General features: G+C 63.6%; 16 protein-coding genes and 1 other RNA gene. 9 read left to right on the top strand and 8 right to left on the bottom strand.

Annotated features, from left to right (window positions below; translation table 11 throughout):
• The first annotated feature begins 143 nt into the window (after positions 1 to 143).
• The gene (locus PRJ_RS26510) at positions 144 to 578 is read left to right on the top strand and encodes a type II toxin-antitoxin system PemK/MazF family toxin (RefSeq protein WP_060489058.1); all 435 of its coding nucleotides are present in this window, start codon (positions 144 to 146) and stop codon (positions 576 to 578) included.
• Positions 579 to 758: 180 nt separating this feature from the next.
• Here the strand turns inward: PRJ_RS26510 and PRJ_RS26505 are convergent, their stop codons facing one another.
• The 4 genes from PRJ_RS26505 to PRJ_RS26490 form a co-directional block, all read right to left on the bottom strand.
• Entirely contained in the window at positions 759 to 1,871 is a 1,113-nt protein-coding gene (locus PRJ_RS26505) for an ABC transporter permease (protein ID WP_104962775.1), read from the bottom strand.
• 1 nt (position 1,872) lies between these two features.
• Positions 1,873 to 4,593, bottom strand: coding sequence for a ribosome-associated ATPase/putative transporter RbbA (rbbA, locus tag PRJ_RS26500; protein WP_104962774.1), 2,721 nt, complete (start codon positions 4,591 to 4,593; stop codon positions 1,873 to 1,875).
• The gene (locus PRJ_RS26495; protein ID WP_104962773.1) at positions 4,590 to 5,549 is read right to left on the bottom strand and encodes an HlyD family secretion protein; all 960 of its coding nucleotides are present in this window, start codon (positions 5,547 to 5,549) and stop codon (positions 4,590 to 4,592) included. The genes rbbA and PRJ_RS26495 overlap by 4 nt, the downstream gene beginning before the upstream one ends.
• A gap of 95 nt (positions 5,550 to 5,644) precedes the next feature.
• Entirely contained in the window at positions 5,645 to 6,094 is a 450-nt protein-coding gene (locus tag PRJ_RS26490) for an EVE domain-containing protein (protein ID WP_104962772.1), read from the bottom strand.
• Between the two features lie 178 nt (positions 6,095 to 6,272).
• Here PRJ_RS26490 and PRJ_RS30135 point away from each other — a divergent pair, with 178 nt between their 5' ends.
• Positions 6,273 to 6,425 carry a hypothetical protein gene (locus PRJ_RS30135; protein WP_003253683.1) on the top strand — a complete coding sequence of 51 codons (153 nt, stop codon included), beginning with the start codon at positions 6,273 to 6,275 and terminating at the stop codon, positions 6,423 to 6,425.
• A 20-nt stretch (positions 6,426 to 6,445) separates the two neighbouring features.
• Here PRJ_RS30135 and PRJ_RS26485 read toward each other — a convergent pair whose 3' ends face one another.
• From PRJ_RS26485 to PRJ_RS26470, 4 genes are all read right to left on the bottom strand, one after another.
• Positions 6,446 to 7,054: a 5-formyltetrahydrofolate cyclo-ligase gene (locus tag PRJ_RS26485; RefSeq protein ID WP_104962771.1), complete on the bottom strand. Its 609-nt coding sequence runs from the start codon at positions 7,052 to 7,054 to the stop codon at positions 6,446 to 6,448.
• A gap of 125 nt (positions 7,055 to 7,179) precedes the next feature.
• A non-coding RNA gene (gene ssrS, locus PRJ_RS26480) (6S RNA) lies at positions 7,180 to 7,359 on the bottom strand.
• Positions 7,360 to 7,376: 17 nt separating this feature from the next.
• Positions 7,377 to 7,697, bottom strand: coding sequence for a cell division protein ZapA (locus tag PRJ_RS26475; RefSeq protein WP_003253687.1), 321 nt, complete (start codon positions 7,695 to 7,697; stop codon positions 7,377 to 7,379).
• Positions 7,694 to 7,876 carry a TIGR02449 family protein gene (locus PRJ_RS26470; protein ID WP_029886233.1) on the bottom strand — a complete coding sequence of 61 codons (183 nt, stop codon included), beginning with the start codon at positions 7,874 to 7,876 and terminating at the stop codon, positions 7,694 to 7,696. Before PRJ_RS26470 ends, PRJ_RS26475 begins: the two co-directional genes overlap by 4 nt.
• A gap of 181 nt (positions 7,877 to 8,057) precedes the next feature.
• Between PRJ_RS26470 and PRJ_RS26465 the strand changes: the two genes are divergently transcribed.
• From PRJ_RS26465 to PRJ_RS26430, 7 genes are all read left to right on the top strand, one after another.
• A complete protein-coding gene (locus tag PRJ_RS26465) occupies positions 8,058 to 8,612 on the top strand; it encodes a YecA family protein (protein WP_010955725.1) in 555 nt (184 codons plus the stop codon).
• Positions 8,613 to 8,633: 21 nt separating this feature from the next.
• Positions 8,634 to 9,968, top strand: a complete 1,335-nt coding sequence (pepP, locus tag PRJ_RS26460; RefSeq protein WP_003253692.1) for a Xaa-Pro aminopeptidase — start codon at positions 8,634 to 8,636, stop codon at positions 9,966 to 9,968.
• A complete protein-coding gene (gene ubiH / locus PRJ_RS26455; protein WP_104962770.1) occupies positions 9,965 to 11,164 on the top strand; it encodes a 2-octaprenyl-6-methoxyphenyl hydroxylase in 1,200 nt (399 codons plus the stop codon). The genes pepP and ubiH overlap by 4 nt, the downstream gene beginning before the upstream one ends.
• The gene (locus PRJ_RS26450; protein ID WP_010955722.1) at positions 11,161 to 11,643 is read left to right on the top strand and encodes a DUF4442 domain-containing protein; all 483 of its coding nucleotides are present in this window, start codon (positions 11,161 to 11,163) and stop codon (positions 11,641 to 11,643) included. The genes ubiH and PRJ_RS26450 overlap by 4 nt, the downstream gene beginning before the upstream one ends.
• Positions 11,644 to 11,652: 9 nt before the next feature.
• Positions 11,653 to 12,870: a 2-octaprenyl-3-methyl-6-methoxy-1,4-benzoquinol hydroxylase gene (locus PRJ_RS26445; RefSeq protein WP_177429918.1), complete on the top strand. Its 1,218-nt coding sequence runs from the start codon at positions 11,653 to 11,655 to the stop codon at positions 12,868 to 12,870.
• 169 nt (positions 12,871 to 13,039) lie between these two features.
• Entirely contained in the window at positions 13,040 to 14,041 is a 1,002-nt protein-coding gene (locus PRJ_RS26440) for an extracellular solute-binding protein (protein WP_004575832.1), read from the top strand.
• Positions 14,042 to 14,195: 154 nt separating this feature from the next.
• A complete protein-coding gene (locus PRJ_RS26430) occupies positions 14,196 to 15,818 on the top strand; it encodes an iron ABC transporter permease (protein ID WP_104962768.1) in 1,623 nt (540 codons plus the stop codon).
• Positions 15,819 to 15,944: the final 126 nt, after the last annotated feature.

The raw sequence follows: 15,944 nt of genomic DNA, 5'->3' as shown, positions 1-15,944 counted from the left end.
ATCACTGGTAAGTTGGATTGAATTCAGGCTTACCCCGTGTGTAGGACCCTTCTGTCTTTCCTGTAAGCCCGCCAGTTTTCAGTTTTTGGGGCCATGGCCAAGCTAGATTGTGCCTTGTCTTCAGTTGCTCGAGAGTGTTGGCAATGGCTTTGAAGTACCAGCCGAAAGAGGCGACTGTACTGATGTGCGACTTTTCAGGCTTTCAAGTGCCTGAAATGATCAAGGTGCGTCCCGTGGTCGTTCTTCGCAAGCACAGTCAAAATCGCCAGTTAGTGACGATAGTCCCGTTGAGTACCACTGCACCGGATCACATGGCAGGGCATCACGTTGTGCTGCCGAGTTATCTGCCTGGTTCGGCCCTGACATGCTGGGCCAAGTGCGACATGATCTACACGGTGGCTACCTCCAGATTGGACAGATGTCGGGTCAAATCGCGGCAAGGAAGTGGTCGGGAATACATGACCTTTACAATGCGGCCAGAGCATTTCGCCGCCGTGAGGGCTGCAGTTGGCTTTACGCTGGGTTTCACACATCCAGCAACAGAGCGGTCTGTTGTCAATGTTACGCTCGATGCGTGATAATCAGCCTGTTCCCGCAAGGGGCTTGTAAGACTCTGAGGATCCTGGTTCAACCAGCAATTACAGAGCCGGGCAGGTATATGGCGATGACAAGTCGACCTGTCTGTGAGTAGGGCGCCGAAAGGCGCCCTTTGTCTTTGTGCCAGTTTTCCAATTTTCGGCGGACGCTCGCGCATGCCTTCAGGACGCCAGGGTACGGCGGAATCGCGCGAGGGCCACGCTGAAGAACACCAGGCCGATCAGCGTCAGCGCCAGGATATCCGGCCATACCACCGCCCACCCGGCATCCCGGAACAGGATTGCGGCACTCAGGCTGACAAAGTGCGTTGAGGGTGACCCTTGCATCACCCACTGCAGCCACTGCGGCATGCTGTCCAGTGGTGTGCTGCCGCCGGACAGCAACAGCATCGGGATGATCACCGGGATCGCCAGCAGGCCGAACTGCGGCGTCGAGCGCGCCAGGGTGGCGAGGAAAATGCCCAGCGATGTACTGGCGAACAGGTACAGCGCGGTCACGGCCAGGAACAGCCCCATCGAGCCAGACAGCGGCACGCCCAGTGCACCTTTGACGACTACCACCAACGAAATCCAGGTGCAGATCACCACCACCAGCGCGTTGCTGCCGATCTTGGCCAGCATGATCTCCAGCGCGGTCAGCGGCAGCACCAGCAGGTGGTCGAGGGTGCCATGCTCACGCTCGCGCAGCAGCGCGGTGCCAGTGAGGATGATCGCCAGGATGGTGATGTTGTTGACGATCTGGATCACGGCCAGAAACCAGCCCCCCTCCAGGTTGGGGTTGAACAGCGCCTTGGGGTTGATCAGCACCGGGCTTTGCTCGTTACCACGCTGGCTGTAGTCGAGCAGCTCGCGCTCGAAGATGCGGCCGATGTAGCCGGCGCCCATGAACGCTTGGCTCATGGCTGTAGCATCGACGTTGATCTGCAGCTCCGGCGAGCGCCCGGCCAGCAGGTCGCTCTGGAAGTTCACCGGTACGTTGATGACGAAGGTGTACTGGCCGCTGTCCATGGCCTGGTCCAGGCGCTGCGGAGGCAGTGGCACGGCTGGCTGGAACTCGGGCGGTTGCAGGGCTTCGCTGAGCTTGCGCGAGACCAGGCTATGGTCTTCATCCACCACCGCCACGCTGGCGTTGTGTACGCCGATCACCGAGCCGGCTGCCGGCATGTAGATTGCCACGCTGAAGGCATATAGCAGGAACAGCAGCAGTACGCTGTCATGACGCAGGCTGGTCAGTTCTTTCAGGCCCAGGCGCAGGGTGTGGTTCAGGCGCGACATGTCAGGCCTCCTGCTTTTTCAGCATTGCCAGGCTCAGGCCGGTGAATGCGGCAAAGAAGCTCAGCAGGATCAGGCACTGCGGCCACAACTCGCGCAGGCCCAAGGCCTTGGTGAAGGTGCCGACTGCGATGTCGAGGAAGTAGCCCGCCGGGAACAACTGGCCCATCACCGCTGCCGCGCCGTCCAGCGACGAGCGTGGCACGATCAGCCCGGAAAACTGGATGGTCGGCAGGCTGGTAATGATCATGGTGCCGAGAATGGCGGCGATCTGGGTGCGGGTGAATGCCGAAATCAGCAGGCCCAGGCTGGTGGTTGCCAGCAGGTAGGCCACGCCGCCACATGCCAAAGCCAGTACGCTGCCCTTGAGCGGTACGGCGAACAGCCAGCGGTTCATCGCCACCAGCAGCGCCAGGTTGACCAGGCTCACAGCCAGGTAGGGCATCTGCTTGCCAAGCAGGAATTCCAGGCGGGTGAGGGGTGTGGCGTAGAAGTTGGTGATGGAGCCGAGCTCCTTCTCGCGCACGATGCCCAGTGCCGTGAGCATGGCCGGAATGAAGGCCAGTATCAGTGCCATCACGCCCGGGCCGATGGCGTTCACGCTGACCACATCCTGGTTGTAGCGGAAACGCGTTTCCAGGCGCACCGGGTCCTGGCGCGGCTGCGGTTGTGGGCTGGCCTTTGCCAGTTGCTCCAGGTTGGCCTGGTGCACGGCTTCCACGTAGTTGCGGCTGGTTTCTGCGCGGAACGGCATGCCGCCGTCGAGCCAGGCAGCCACCACCGGCTGGCGCCCTGCGTACAGGTCGCGGCCAAAGCCGGGCGGAATCTCCAGTGCCAGTTTGATTTCCGAGCGTTGCAGGCGCTGGTGCAGCTCGCTGCTGTCGCGGATCGGTGCCTGTTCGGCAAAGTAGCGTGAGCCACGGAAGGCTTCGAGGTAGGCACGACTTTGCGGGCTCTGGTCCTGATCGTGCACGGCAAAGGCGAGGTTTTCCACATCCAGTGAAATGCCGTAGCCGAAGATCACCATCATGAACACTGCACCTAGTAAGGCGAAGGCCAGGCGCACCTTGTCGCGCAGCAGCTCCTTGCCCTCACGGCCGGCCACTGCCATCAGGCGGCGCAGGCTGAAACCCTGGCGTAGCGGTAGGGTGGGGGTGGACGCCTGTTCCAGCACGCTGCTGTCGGTGGCGGCTGGGGCCAGTTCCTGGGCCTGTTCCAGGCAGCGGACGAACGCGTCCTCCAGCGTGTCGCCCTGGTACTGGTGCTGCAGGGAATCGGGTGTGTCGCAGGCCAGCACCTGCCCGGCGTGCATCAGCGAAATACGATCGCAGCGCTGGGCTTCGTTCATGAAGTGGGTGGAGAGGAAAATGGTCACGCCCTGCTCGCGGGACAGTTCTACCAGCAGGCGCCAGAAGTCGTCGCGGGCGGCGGGGTCGACGCCGGAGGTCGGTTCGTCGAGGATCAAGACTTCCGGGCGATGCAGAACCGCCACTGCCAGCGACAGGCGCTGGCGCAAACCAAGGGGCAGGGCGCCAGACGGTTGGTCGGCGATAGCGGCGAGGTCGAAGCGCTCGATCAGCTCATCGATGCGCTGGGCGCTCTCGGCTTTGGGCAAGTCGAACAGGCGGGCATGCAGGGCCAGGTTCTGCCGGGTGCTGAGCTCGCCATACAGAGAGAAACTCTGCGACATGAAGCCGACCCGCTTGCGTGTGGCCAGGTCGCTGGCGTCCACCGGGCGACCCAGCAGGCTGGCGCTGCCCTCGCTGGCCGGCATCAGGCCGGTAAGCACTTTCATGGTGGTGGTCTTGCCGCAACCGTTGGAACCCAGGAAGCCGAAGATCTCCCCGCGGCCAATGGCGAAACTGACCTTGTTCACCGCTGTGAAGTCGCCAAAGCGCAGGGTCAGGTCGTGTGCCTCGATGGCGACCGGGCCGTCCGTGGCTTGGCGCGGCGGGATTGCCAGCGGTTGATGCTGCGCCTTGCCCGCGCCCTGGTAATGGGTAAAGGCGTCATCCAGCTTGCCGCTCGGGGTGACTGCAGCCAGTTCGTGGCTAGGGCCGGCGGCCAGCAGCCGGCCGCCATCGAGCATCAGGCAATGCTCGAACTGTTCGGCTTCTTCCATGTAGGCGGTAGCCACCAGCAGGGTCAGTTGCGGGCGTTGTGCGCGAACCTGTTCAACCAGCTCCCAGAAGCGCCGCCGCGACAGTGGGTCGACGCCGGTGGTCGGCTCGTCCAGGATAAGCAGGTCTGGCTCGTGGATCAGCGCGCAGCAAAGGCCCAGCTTCTGCTTCATGCCTCCCGACAGCTTGCCGGCCGGGCGCTGGGCAAAGCGCTGCAGGTCGGTGGCCTGCAACAGATTGGCCATGCGCTTTTCACACTCACGGCGGCCCAGCCCGAACAGGGTGGCAAAAAAACGGATGTTCTCGCTGATCGACAGTTCCGGGTACAGGTTGTTGCCCAGCCCCTGCGGCATGAACGCCACTTTGGGGTAGAGCGCCGTGCGATGGCGGCGTTGGCGGATCGAGCCGCCCAGCACCTGCAGCTCTCCCTGCTGTAGGCGTTTCACGCCGGCGATCAGCCCCAGCAGGGTCGATTTGCCAGCCCCGTCAGGGCCGATCAGCGCGCAGCGGGTACCCACAGGGAGGCTGAAGCCTAGTGGGTGGAGGGCTATCAGGTCGCCGTAACGGTGGCTGATGCCTTCGGCCAGCAGTGCCGGGGCGTTCATTGCAGGTTGGCCGGCCAGTCCACCTCAGCCGTGCGTACATAGCCGGCGCCTGGCATGCCTGGTTTGGCTTGCGGCACGGCGCCCGGGTCGCTCAGGCGCAGTTTGACCCGGAACACCAGCTTTTGCCGTTCGTCGCGGGTTTCCACCTGTTTGGGGGTGAACTGGGCCTTGGCTGCGACAAAGGCCACCTTGGCCGGCAGCGCGCGCTCGGGCAGGGCGTCGAGCACGATGCGCGCCTGGTCGCCTACGGTCAGTCGGCCGCTGATGGATGCCGGCAGGTACAGGTTCATGTACTGGTCGCTGGGGTCGATCAGCATCAGCACACGGCCGCCGGCACCCAGCACTTCACCGGGTTCGGCCAGGCGCAGCTGGATGATGCCGTTGATGGGCGCACGCAAGCTGCTGTCGTCGATTTCACTGGTGAGCTGCGCCACTTGGGCTTCGGCGGCGCCAATGGCGGCCTTGATCGCTGCCAGTTGGGCGCGGGCAGCGACTACTGCTGCGTTGGCCGTGTCAAAGCGCGCCTGCTGTTGGTCGAGCAACTGCTGGCTGGCGAACTTGCGCTGGAAGATTTCGCGTACGCGCTTGAGCTCCTGGCTGGCCAACAGCAGTTCACTCTGGCGCAGTTGCACGCTGGCCTGGGCGGCGGCGTAGTTTTCCCGGGCGCGCAGCACTTCGGCTTCGGCCTGGCTGCGCTGGGCTTCCATGGTGCGTGTGTCGATGCGTGCCAGTAGCTGGCCACGGGTCACGTTGTCGCCTTCATCGACCAGTACTTCGGCCAGGCGACCGGGGATCTTGCTGGCGATCTGCACTTCGGTGGCTTCAAGGCGGCCGTTGCCCATGCTCAGGCCTTCGGGCAACTGGTCGTGGAGCGACTTCCAGTACCCCAGCCCGCCGGCTGCAGCGAGCAGTGCGATCAGTGCAGTGGCGAAGATTCTAGGGGCATATCGGTTCATCGTTCTGCATCCTTGCGGTCATGCACGGTACATCATGCCTGGCGGCCATGTGTGGCGTGTTGATATCGGTCAAGCCCTTGACCTTAGCTGCGCATTCAGCGCAACGCGACAATCACCGCCCATTGCTCGGGCGTTACCGGCATGACCGACAGGCGGCTGCCTTTCTGCACCAGCGGCAACTCGACCAGACCGGCCTGCTGTTTCAGCCGCCCCAGTTCCAGTACCCTTGGGAAGGTTTGTACGTGGGCCACATCCACTGCGCTCCACGGATTCCTGTCGGTCGTGGCCTTGGCATCGTGATAATGGCTTTCCGGGTCCAGCGCGGTCGGGTCGGGGTAGGCCGCGCGGGTGATTCTGGCAATGCCGGCGATGCCGGGTTGCGGGCAGCTGGAGTGGTAGAAGAAGAATTCGTCACCCACGCTCATGGCCCGCAGAAAATTACGTGCCTGATAGTTGCGCACGCCGTCCCAGCGCGCTTCACCCAAGCGTGCGAGGGCTTCGATGGAGAGCTCGTCGGGCTCGGATTTCATCAGCCAGTAAGCCATGAATGCTGCTCCTGAAAAGGTTTGAAATAACCTGTTGCACGAAACCGACAGCCGGTTGGCGTCAAGGTTTGCGTGCGGACGCATGTTGTCGGAAAATGCGCCCCGTTTAAAGCGCGTGCGCCGGCGGTACCCAGAATATCGCCGAGTACTGAACAGTTTGCCTGGGGGGCAATCTTCGATGAATCAACGTAAAAAGCCGGATCTGCTGTGGATCCTGGTGTTCATTTTTGGCCTGGGTGTGGTCACTACCGGTTATGCGCAAGGGTTCTGGGAGCGCAAGCTGGACAACGCCTATCAGATGCCGGTCGACGCCAGCCAGCCACAACGTTGATACCCCCCCGCTGGCGCCGCTCAACGTGGCGCCAGGTACCAGCCACGGTCCGAGACCGTGCCCTGCAGCGGAACATCCCAACTGGCCTGCGCCAGCCGCTCGACCTTCTGGCATTCATGCGCCAGCCCCAGCAGCAACGGTTTTTTCCAGGTTTGCCGACGCGCCTGGTAGGCCAGGCTGCGATCATAGAAGCCACCGCCCATACCCAAGCGGCCGCCCACTTCGTCAAAACCGACCAGCGGTAGCAGAATCAGATCCAGCGCCCAGATCGGCCGCTGGCGTTTGCGATCGATGATCGGCTCTGGAATACGGAAGCGGTTGGGCTTGAGCTTCTCACCCTGCTCAAAACGCTGGAACACCATGCGCGTGCGCGGCCAGGCGTGCAGCACCGGCAGGTAGGTGCACTTGCCGCGACGCTGGGCTTCGCGCATCAGCAGGCGAGGGTCGATTTCACCGTCGTTGGGCAGGTACAGGGCAATGTGGCGGGCGCGGCGGAACAAGGGGTGTTGCGCCAGCTGGCGGTACAGGCCGAGGGTGGCCTGGCGTTGCTGGGCAGGGGTAAGGGCGCGGCGGGCATTGCGAAGCAGGCGACGTAGCTGGGGGCGGGTGAGCGGCACGTTTTCGGTCATGGCACGGGCGATCCCAGATGTGCTGGCTTTAGTACGAACAGTGCCTGCGCGGTGAATCGTCGTACAAAGCTTGAAAAAAGTCGGCCAAAACGAATTGCCCGCCTTGGGGGCGGGCAAGAAAATTCAGGCTCCCCGATAAGACCGCTATCGGTGTAGCCCTTGAACCCGAAAGTTCAAGGTGGAGATTGCAGGGGGCGTTAAGGCTTTCCGTCGGGCGGACATGCACACCGGCCCCAGCGTGCAACCCCCGTGGTTGTGCGTATCGGCTCAGGGACATAACCGACTGGCGCATCCCCCAGGGAGTGGCGCCAGTATACCAATCTCAGCCGATTTTGGTATCCGTGTCGTCGGACAAAGCCTTATCTACCCGATCCAGCAGGTCGCGCACCTGTTCGCGGTTTGTGCCGCTGACCGGCGCATCGTTGCGGTCTTCCTGGCGGTGCAGCATTTCGTGGGTAATGTTCAACGCCGCCATCACCGCGATGCGGTCGGCACCGATCACCTTGCCGCTGCTGCGAATCTCGCGCATCTTGCCGTCCAGGTAGCGCGCAGCGCTGACCAGGTTGTTGCGCTCTTCGGGCGGGCAGATGATCGAGTATTCCTTGTCGAGGATCTGCACGGTGACGCTATTGCTTGAACTCATGAGTCTTGCTCCAGAGCCTTGAGGCGTAAAATCATCGACTCGACTTTGCGCTTGGCGATCTCGTTCTTTTCGATGAGGTGGGCGCGCTCTTCGCGCCAGGATTTTTCCTGAGCTACTAGGAGTGCATTTTGCCGTTTTAGTTGCTCGACGCGTTCGATCAGCAACTCGAATCGGCTCATCAGTGCCTGCAGGTCGTTCTCTTGCGTGGGTTGCACTCGATTCGCTCCGTCGTTGACTCACCTGGCGATGATGCCTCTCCCTGGGCGGCAACGGCCAGTGCCGATGGTCTTGGCGCGCCTGCCGGTGCTAGGATACAAGGTCTTCATTCTAGACATTGCGCCGTCTGGCGCCTAGCTGCCCATGCCCAATACTCAATCGCCCTACAACGCTTTCGCCATGCTGCTCTCGAGCAATGGCCATCCTGTCACCCCGGCCGAACTGCACGGCCTGCTGATTGGCCGCAGCTGCGCCGGCGCCGGCTTCGATGCCGATGCCTGGTTGGCCGATGCCGCCCAACTGCTGGAAATCGAGCCTGGTGACAGTGTCCGCAATGCCTTGGTCGGCTTGCAGGAAATGGTCAAGGGCGAGCTGACCAGCGACGACATGGCAATCGTCCTGCTGCTGCCTACCGATGATGCTGCACTGAGCGACCGCGCCACCGCGCTGGGCCAGTGGTGCCAAGGCTTCGTGACCGGTTTCGGCCTGAACGCTGGCGGGAAGGACTTGTCCGACGAGGCCAAGGAAGTGCTGCAGGACCTGGTGGCCATTTCGCAGGTCCAGGAAGCGCTCGAAGAGTCCGAGGACGGTGAGAGCGACTACATGGAAGTCATGGAATACCTGCGCGTGGCGCCCCTGCTGCTGTTCTCCGAACTGGCCAAGCCGGCCGCACCCGCGCCCAAGCCCTCGCTGCACTGATCAACCAAGGGTAGTCTGCCCATGAGCCACATTCCCAAGGCCGAGTATGCCCGTCGGCGCAAGGCGCTGATGGCGCAGATGGTCCCCAACAGCATCGCCATTCTGCCCGCCGCTGCGGTTGCCATCCGCAACCGCGACGTCGAGCACGTGTACCGCCAGGACAGCGATTTCCAGTACCTCAGCGGCTTCCCGGAGCCCGAGGCGGTGATTGCGTTGATTCCAGGGCGCGAGCATGGCGAGTACGTGCTGTTCTGCCGTGAACGCAACCCTGAGCGCGAGCTGTGGGACGGCCTGCGGGCCGGCCAGGAAGGGGCGGTGCGTGATTTCGGCGCCGACGATGCCTTCCCCATCACGGATATCGACGAGATCCTGCCTGGCCTGATCGAAGGCCGCGAGCGGGTCTACAGCGCCATGGGCAGCAACCCGGAGTTCGACCGCCGGCTGATGGACTGGATCAATGTGATCCGCTCCAAGGCACGCCTGGGCGCCCAGCCACCAAACGAGTTCGTTGCGCTGGATCATCTGCTGCACGATATGCGCCTGTATAAATCGGCGGCGGAAGTGAAGGTGATGCGTGCTGCCGCGGACATTTCTGCGCGGGCCCATGTGCGGGCCATGCAGGCCTGCCGCGCCGGGCTGCACGAGTACAGCCTGGAAGCCGAGCTGGACTACGAATTCCGCAAGGGTGGGGCGAAGATGCCGGCCTACGGCTCGATCGTTGCGGCCGGGCGCAATGGCTGCATCCTGCACTATCAACAGAACGACGCGCCGCTCAAGGATGGCGACCTGGTGCTGATCGACGCTGGCTGCGAAATCGACTGCTATGCCAGCGACATCACCCGCACCTTCCCGGTCAGTGGGCGGTTTTCGCCCGAGCAGAAGGCCATCTACGAGCTGGTGCTCAAGGCTCAGGCGGCGGCGTTTGCCGAAATAGCCCCCGGCAAGCACTGGAACCACGCCCATGAGGCGACCGTGCGGGTCATCACCGCAGGCCTGGTGGAGCTGGGCTTGCTCGAAGGTGATGTGCAGGCGCTGATCGACAGCGAAGCCTATCGCGCCTTCTACATGCACCGCGCCGGGCACTGGCTGGGCATGGATGTGCACGACGTGGGCGAGTACAAGGTAGGCGGCGAGTGGCGGGTACTGGAACCCGGCATGGCGCTGACCGTGGAGCCGGGCATCTACATTGGCGCCGACAATCAGGCCGTGGCCAAAAAGTGGCGCGGCATTGGGGTAAGGATCGAGGACGACGTGGTAGTGACCAGGCAAGGTTGTGAAATCCTGACTTCGGGCGTGCCGCGTACGGTCGCCGAGATCGAGGCGCTGATGCAGGCTGCCCGCAAGGCCGTGGCATGAGCCGGGTAAACCTGGCGATCATCGGCGGTGGCCTGGTTGGCGCAAGCCTGGCGTTGGCCCTGCAGGCCGGCGCCAAGGCGCGCGGCTGGAAGATCCTGCTGATCGAGCCGTTCGCCCCCGGCGACAGCTACCAACCCAGCTACGATGCGCGCTCTTCGGCATTGTCATTCGGCACCCAGCAGATTTATCAGCAACTGGGCCTGTGGCAGGCCATCGGCCGCCGCGCCGAGCCTATTCGCCAGATTCACGTGTCCGACCGTGGTCGTTTTGGCGCCACCCGCCTGGATGCCCTGGAAGAGGGCGTGCCGGCGCTGGGTTACGTGGTGGAAAACGCCTGGCTCGGCCAGTGCCTCTGGCAAGGGCTGGACAGCGAGGTGGTGAGCTGGCGCTGCCCGGCCGAAGTGACCTCGATGCAGGCCATCGAGCGCGGTTATCGCCTGCGGCTGAACGATGACACCCAGCTGGAATGTGACCTGGCGGTACTGGCCGATGGTGGCCGCTCTGGCCTGCGCGAGCAGTTGGGCATCCATGTGCGCCACACGCCTTACCAGCAGAGCGCGTTGATCGCCAACATTACCCCGGGTGAGGCCCACGGCGGCCAGGCTTTCGAGCGCTTCACCGAAGAGGGCCCCATGGCCTTGCTGCCGTTGCCGGAAAACCGCTGCGCACTGGTGTGGACCCGTCAGGGCATGGATGCGCGGCGCCTGGCCGACATCGACGAGCGCAGCTTCCTGCGCGAACTGCAGGGTGTGTTTGGCTACCGCTTGGGCGCGCTGCGCCAGGTAGGCGCACGGCACCTCTACCCGCTGTCCTTGATCGAGGCCCAGGAGCAGGTGCGGCCGCACCTGGTGGTGCTGGGCAACGCAGCACACAGCCTGCACCCCATCGCGGGCCAGGGTTTCAATCTGTCGTTGCGTGACGTGCAAACCCTGGCCGAAGCGCTGTTGGCGGGTCCACAGCAGCCTGGCGATCTGACCACGTTGCAGGCCTATCACCAGCGCCAGCGCCTGGACCAGGCGATGACCATCGGCTTCTCCGACCAGGTCACCCGCCTGTTCGGCAGCAATCAGCCGTTGCTGGCTGCCGGGCGCAACCTTGGCCTGCTTGGGCTCGACTTGTTGCCACCGGCAAAAAGCTGGTTCGCCCGCCAGGCCATGGGCCTGGGCACCCGCCCTGATCCGCGGGGCCAGGCATGAGCAACCCGCGTAAACTGGCGCGCCGGGCGCGCATGCTGCGCTGGATGCTGAACCTCTACCCACCGTACCTGGGTGCCGGTATCCGTGTGCAGCACATCAGCCCGGACCTGCGTAGCGTCAAGGTGGCGATGAAACTGACTCGCTGGAACCGCAATTACGTCGGTACCCAGTTCGGTGGCAGCCTGTATGCCATGGTCGACCCGTTCTACATGCTGCTGCTGATCGAGCAGCTGGGGCGCGACTACATCGTCTGGGACAAGGCCGCCAGCATCGATTTCATCTCGCCGGGCAAAGGCCCGGTTTATGCCGAATTCCACGTCGATGATGCGCTGCTGGACGAAATCCGCCAGCAGGCCGCCACCGGCAAGAAATGCCTGCCGCGTTTGCAGGTCGATATCCGCGATGGCGCCGGCGAGTTGGTGGCGCGGGTCGATAAAACCCTATACGTGCGGCTCAAGCCGCAAGCGAGGCAGGCGTAAGGCATGGAAATGCGCGCAGATCTGTTGATTGTCGGTGCCGGTATGGTGGGCAGCGCCCTGGCCTTGGCGTTGCGCCACAGTGGCCTGCAAATTTTGTTGCTCGATGGTGGCCCGCTGACGGTCGTACCCTTCGATGCCCAGGCCCCGTTCGAGCCGCGTGTCAGCGCGCTATCGGCGGCCAGCCAGCGCATCCTCGAGCGCCTTGGCGCCTGGGACGGCATTGCCAAGCGGCGCGCCACGCCGTACTCCGACATGCATGTGTGGGATGGCAGCGGCACCGGGCAGATTCACTTTTCGGCGGCCAGTGTGCATGCCCAGGTGCTCGGCCATATCGTCGAGAACCGGGTGGTGCAGGACGGCCTGCTGGAGCGCCTGCACGACAGCGACATCGGCCTGCTGGCCAATGCGCGGCTGGAGCAATTACGCCGCTCTGGCGATGAGTGGCTGCTGACGCTGGCGGATGGCCGGCAACTGCGGGCACCGTTGGTGATCGCTGCCGACGGTGCCAATTCGGCGGTGCGGCGTCTGGCCGGCTGCGAAACCCGCGAGTGGGATTACCTGCACCATGCCATTGTCACCAGCGTGCGTTGCAGCGCCGGGCACCAGGCCACGGCCTGGCAGCGCTTCACTGACGAAGGTCCGCTGGCGTTCCTGCCGTTGACCCGCGATGGTCAGCAGGACTGGTGCTCGATCGTCTGGTCGACCACCCCGGAGCATGCCGAGCAGCTGATGGCGATGGATGAAGCTGCCTTCCTGCAGGCTCTGGAACGTGCCTTCGAGGGCCGCCTGGGCCAAGTGTTGCAGGCCGACCCAAGGGTATGCGTGCCGCTACGCCAGCGCCACGCCAAGCGCTATGTGGGTGAAGGCCTGGCGTTGATCGGCGATGCCGCGCACACCATCCACCCGCTGGCCGGGCAGGGTGTGAACCTCGGCTTCCTCGACGCTGCGGTGTTGGCGGAGGTACTGGTCAATGCTTGCGAGCGTGGTGAGCGGTTGGCGGATGTGAAGGTGCTGAGCCGTTACGAGCGGCGGCGTATGCCGCACAACCTGGCGCTAATGGCGGCAATGGAAGGGTTTGAACGGTTGTTCCAGGCCGATCCGCTGCCGTTGCGCTGGTTGCGCAACAATGGGTTGAAACTGGTGGAGCAGATGCCGGAGGCCAAGGCGCTGTTTGTGCGCCAGGCGTTGGGTTTGAGTGGTGACCTGCCGGATCTGGCCAAGGCTTGAGAGTGGCGGGGCCGCTCTGCGGCCCTTTCGCGACACAAGGCCGCTCCCACAGCGTGGCGCAATGCACCTGTGGCAGTCCTTTGCAACATCCGGTAACGCCTAGGTAGGTGAGCCAGAAAATGGGATTCACTACCATTCGCACCTCTCATACGATCGAGGAGTGCTTCAAATGTTGCCACGCAAGCCCCTACTGGCCGCCTTGGCCCTGACCCTGTTCGGCGGCACTGCCCAGGCAGCGGACGAAGTGGTGGTGTACTCCTCGCGCATCGACGAGCTGATCAAGCCGGTGTTCGATGCCTATACCGCCAAGACCGGGGTCAAGATCAAGTTCATCACCGACAAGGAAGCCCCGCTGATGCAGCGCATCAAGGCCGAGGGCGACAACGGCGTGGCCGACCTGCTGCTGACCGTCGATGCAGGCAACCTGTGGCAGGCCGAGCAGATGGGCATCCTGCAGCCGATCGAGTCCGACGTCATCGACCAGAACATCCCGGCGCAGTACCGCGCCTCGTCCCATGACTGGACCGGCCTGAGCCTGCGCGCGCGCACCATCATCTACTCCACCGAGCGGGTCAAACCCGAGGAGTTGAGCACCTACGAAGCCCTGGCTGACAAACAGTGGGAAGGCCGTCTGTGCCTGCGCACGGCCAAGAAGGTGTACAACCAGTCGCTGACCGCCACCCTGATCGAAACCCACGGTGAGGCCAAGACCGAGCAAATCGTCAAAGGGTGGGTCAACAACCTGTCCACCGATGTGTTCTCCGACGACAATGCGGTGATCCAGGCCATCGAGGCCGGGCAGTGTGATGTGGGCGTGGTCAACACCTACTACTACGGCCGTCTGCATAAGCAGAACCCGAACCTGCCGGTGAAGATCTTCTGGCCCAACCAGGGTGACCGTGGCGTGCACGTGAACCTCTCGGGCATCGGCCTGACCAAGCATGCGCCACACCCGGAAGCCGCGAAGAAACTGGTTGAATGGATGACCGGCGAAGAAGCGCAAAAGCTGTTTGCTGATATCAACCAGGAGTTCCCGGCCAACCCGAAGGTGAAACCATCTGAGGAAGTGGCGGCGTGGGGTAGCTTCAAGGCCGACAGCATTCCGGTGGAAATTGCCGGCAAGCGCCAGGCTGAAGCCATTCGCCTGATGGATCGGGCTGGCTACAACTAAGCGCCAGGCTTTATCCTCTTTGGGCCCGTTAGGGCCCTTTCGCGGGTAAACCCGCTCCTACAGGATCGGCACTGCCTTGCGCGGTCCCCGTAGGAGCGGGTTTACCCGCGAACGACCGCAAAGCGGTCGCAAATCAGCCACAGAGACATTCAATTTGCCCCACACCCCCCAACGCCGCTGGTACCTCCCGGTCTCCCTGATCGCCGCCTTGGTGCTGCTGCCCCTGAGCGTGCTGCTGTTGTCCTGGCAATCCATCGACCTGCAGATCTGGTCCCACCTGCTCGACACCCAGATGGGGCGCCTGCTCGGCAATACCCTGACCCTGGTGGTGGGCGTGGGCATTGGTGTCACCGTGCTGGGCGTCAGCCTGGCCTGGCTTACCAGCCTCTGCGACTTCCCTGGTCGACGCTGGCTGGACTGGGCGCTGATGTTACCGTTCGCCATCCCGGCCTACGTGCTGGCGTTCGTCTTCGTCGGCCTGCTGGACTTTTCCGGCCCGGTGCAAAGTGCCCTGCGCGAGGTGTTCGGGCCAATGCGCCTGCCTCGGGTGCGTTCCACCGGTGGGGTAATCACCGTCCTGGTGCTGGTCTTCTATCCCTATGTCTACTTGTTGGCGCGCACGGCTTTCCTGGCTCAGGGCAAGGGCCTGATGGAGGCGGCGCGGGTACTTGGGTTAACGCCCCTGCAGGCTTTCTGGCGGGTGGCCTTACCCATGGCACGGCCGGCGATCGGCGCCGGTATCGCCCTGGCGCTGATGGAAACCCTGGCCGACTTCGGTGCAGTGGCCGTATTCAACTTCGACACCTTCACCACGGCCATCTACAAGACCTGGTACGGCTTTTTCAGCTTGTCCAGTGCGGCCCAGTTGGCCAGCCTGCTGTTGCTGGCGGTGATGCTGGTGCTGTACGGCGAGCGCCGCGCCCGCGGTGCCAGCCGGAGCGGCAACGAACGGCCGCGCGCGCAGGCGCTGTATCACCTGCGCGGCCTCAAGGCGCTGTTGGCCAGTGGCTGGTGCCTGCTGGTGTTTGCCTGCGCTTTCGTCATCCCGCTGGCGCAGTTGCTGGTGTGGTTCTGGCAACGCGGTCGGCATGACCTGGATGAGCGTTACGTCGGCCTGGTGCTGCACACCCTGTACCTGGGCAGCATGGCGGCGCTGGTCACGGTATGCGTGGCGCTGCTGCTGGCCTTCGCCCGGCGCCAGGCACCGACGGGCGGTATCCGCGCCGGGGTTGGCCTGGCCAATCTGGGGTATGCCCTGCCCGGTTCGGTGTTGGCGGTATCGATCATGCTGGCCTTCAGTTACCTCGACAACCACCTGGTCATCCCGTTGTCCAGCTGGCTGGGCGGCGCCGGCAAGCCGCTGCTGCTAGGCAGCCTCTCGGCGTTGCTGCTGGCCTACCTGGTGCGCTTCATCGCGGTGGCCTACGGGCCGCTGGAGAGCAGCCTGGAGCGCATCCGCCCGTCACTCCCTGAAGCCTCGCGCAGCCTGGGTGTTGGCGGCGCAAGATTGTTTTTCAAGGTGTATCTGCCGCTGCTGGTGCCGGGGGCACTTGGCGCCGCGCTGCTGGTGTTCGTCGATGTGCTCAAGGAAATGCCCGCCACCTTGCTGATGCGGCCGTTCGGCTGGGACACCCTCGCCGTGCGGGTGTTTGAGATGACCAGCGAAGGCGAGTGGGCGCGCGCCTCGCTGCCGGCACTGACCTTGGTATTAGTGGGGCTGCTGCCGGTCATCGGCCTGATTCGCCGTTCGGCACGTCGACCCGGTCACAGTCACTGAGGATGTCAGTTTGCGACCTTGCGGCTACAATGCGCGGCATTCGCGCGGCGGGTGTGAGTAACAAGAAAAGCTGACGACCCAACGTCATCGACCGCCGCCGCTTCGCCACGCCCGGAAGGAGAAACC

It is taken from the genome of Pseudomonas sp. XWY-1, from assembly GCF_002953115.1.
Classification (GTDB): domain Bacteria; phylum Pseudomonadota; class Gammaproteobacteria; order Pseudomonadales; family Pseudomonadaceae; genus Aquipseudomonas; species Aquipseudomonas alloputida.
The sequence above is the reverse complement of the archived record's forward strand: the minus strand, read 5'-3'. Positions and strand labels throughout refer to the sequence as shown.

Bases quoted from the DNA above. Each gene is read 5' to 3' on its own strand.
- PRJ_RS26470 (WP_029886233.1), bottom strand. From the start codon at position 7,876: ATGAGCCGATTCGAGTTGCTGATCGAACGCGTCGAGCAACTAAAACGG.
- PRJ_RS26505 (WP_104962775.1), bottom strand. From the start codon at position 1,871: ATGTCGCGCCTGAACCACACCCTGCGCCTGGGCCTGAAAGAACTGACC.
- PRJ_RS26450 (WP_010955722.1), top strand. From the start codon at position 11,161: ATGAGCAACCCGCGTAAACTGGCGCGCCGGGCGCGCATGCTGCGCTGG.
- PRJ_RS26495 (WP_104962773.1), bottom strand. From the start codon at position 5,549: ATGAACCGATATGCCCCTAGAATCTTCGCCACTGCACTGATCGCACTG.
- PRJ_RS30135 (WP_003253683.1), top strand. From the start codon at position 6,273: ATGAATCAACGTAAAAAGCCGGATCTGCTGTGGATCCTGGTGTTCATT.
- PRJ_RS26440 (WP_004575832.1), top strand. From the start codon at position 13,040: ATGTTGCCACGCAAGCCCCTACTGGCCGCCTTGGCCCTGACCCTGTTC.
- pepP (WP_003253692.1), top strand. From the start codon at position 8,634: ATGAGCCACATTCCCAAGGCCGAGTATGCCCGTCGGCGCAAGGCGCTG.
- PRJ_RS26490 (WP_104962772.1), bottom strand. From the start codon at position 6,094: ATGGCTTACTGGCTGATGAAATCCGAGCCCGACGAGCTCTCCATCGAA.
- rbbA (WP_104962774.1), bottom strand. From the start codon at position 4,593: ATGAACGCCCCGGCACTGCTGGCCGAAGGCATCAGCCACCGTTACGGC.
- PRJ_RS26465 (WP_010955725.1), top strand. From the start codon at position 8,058: ATGCCCAATACTCAATCGCCCTACAACGCTTTCGCCATGCTGCTCTCG.
- PRJ_RS26445 (WP_177429918.1), top strand. From the start codon at position 11,653: ATGCGCGCAGATCTGTTGATTGTCGGTGCCGGTATGGTGGGCAGCGCC.
- PRJ_RS26510 (WP_060489058.1), top strand. From the start codon at position 144: ATGGCTTTGAAGTACCAGCCGAAAGAGGCGACTGTACTGATGTGCGAC.
- PRJ_RS26485 (WP_104962771.1), bottom strand. From the start codon at position 7,054: ATGACCGAAAACGTGCCGCTCACCCGCCCCCAGCTACGTCGCCTGCTT.
- PRJ_RS26475 (WP_003253687.1), bottom strand. From the start codon at position 7,697: ATGAGTTCAAGCAATAGCGTCACCGTGCAGATCCTCGACAAGGAATAC.
- ubiH (WP_104962770.1), top strand. From the start codon at position 9,965: ATGAGCCGGGTAAACCTGGCGATCATCGGCGGTGGCCTGGTTGGCGCA.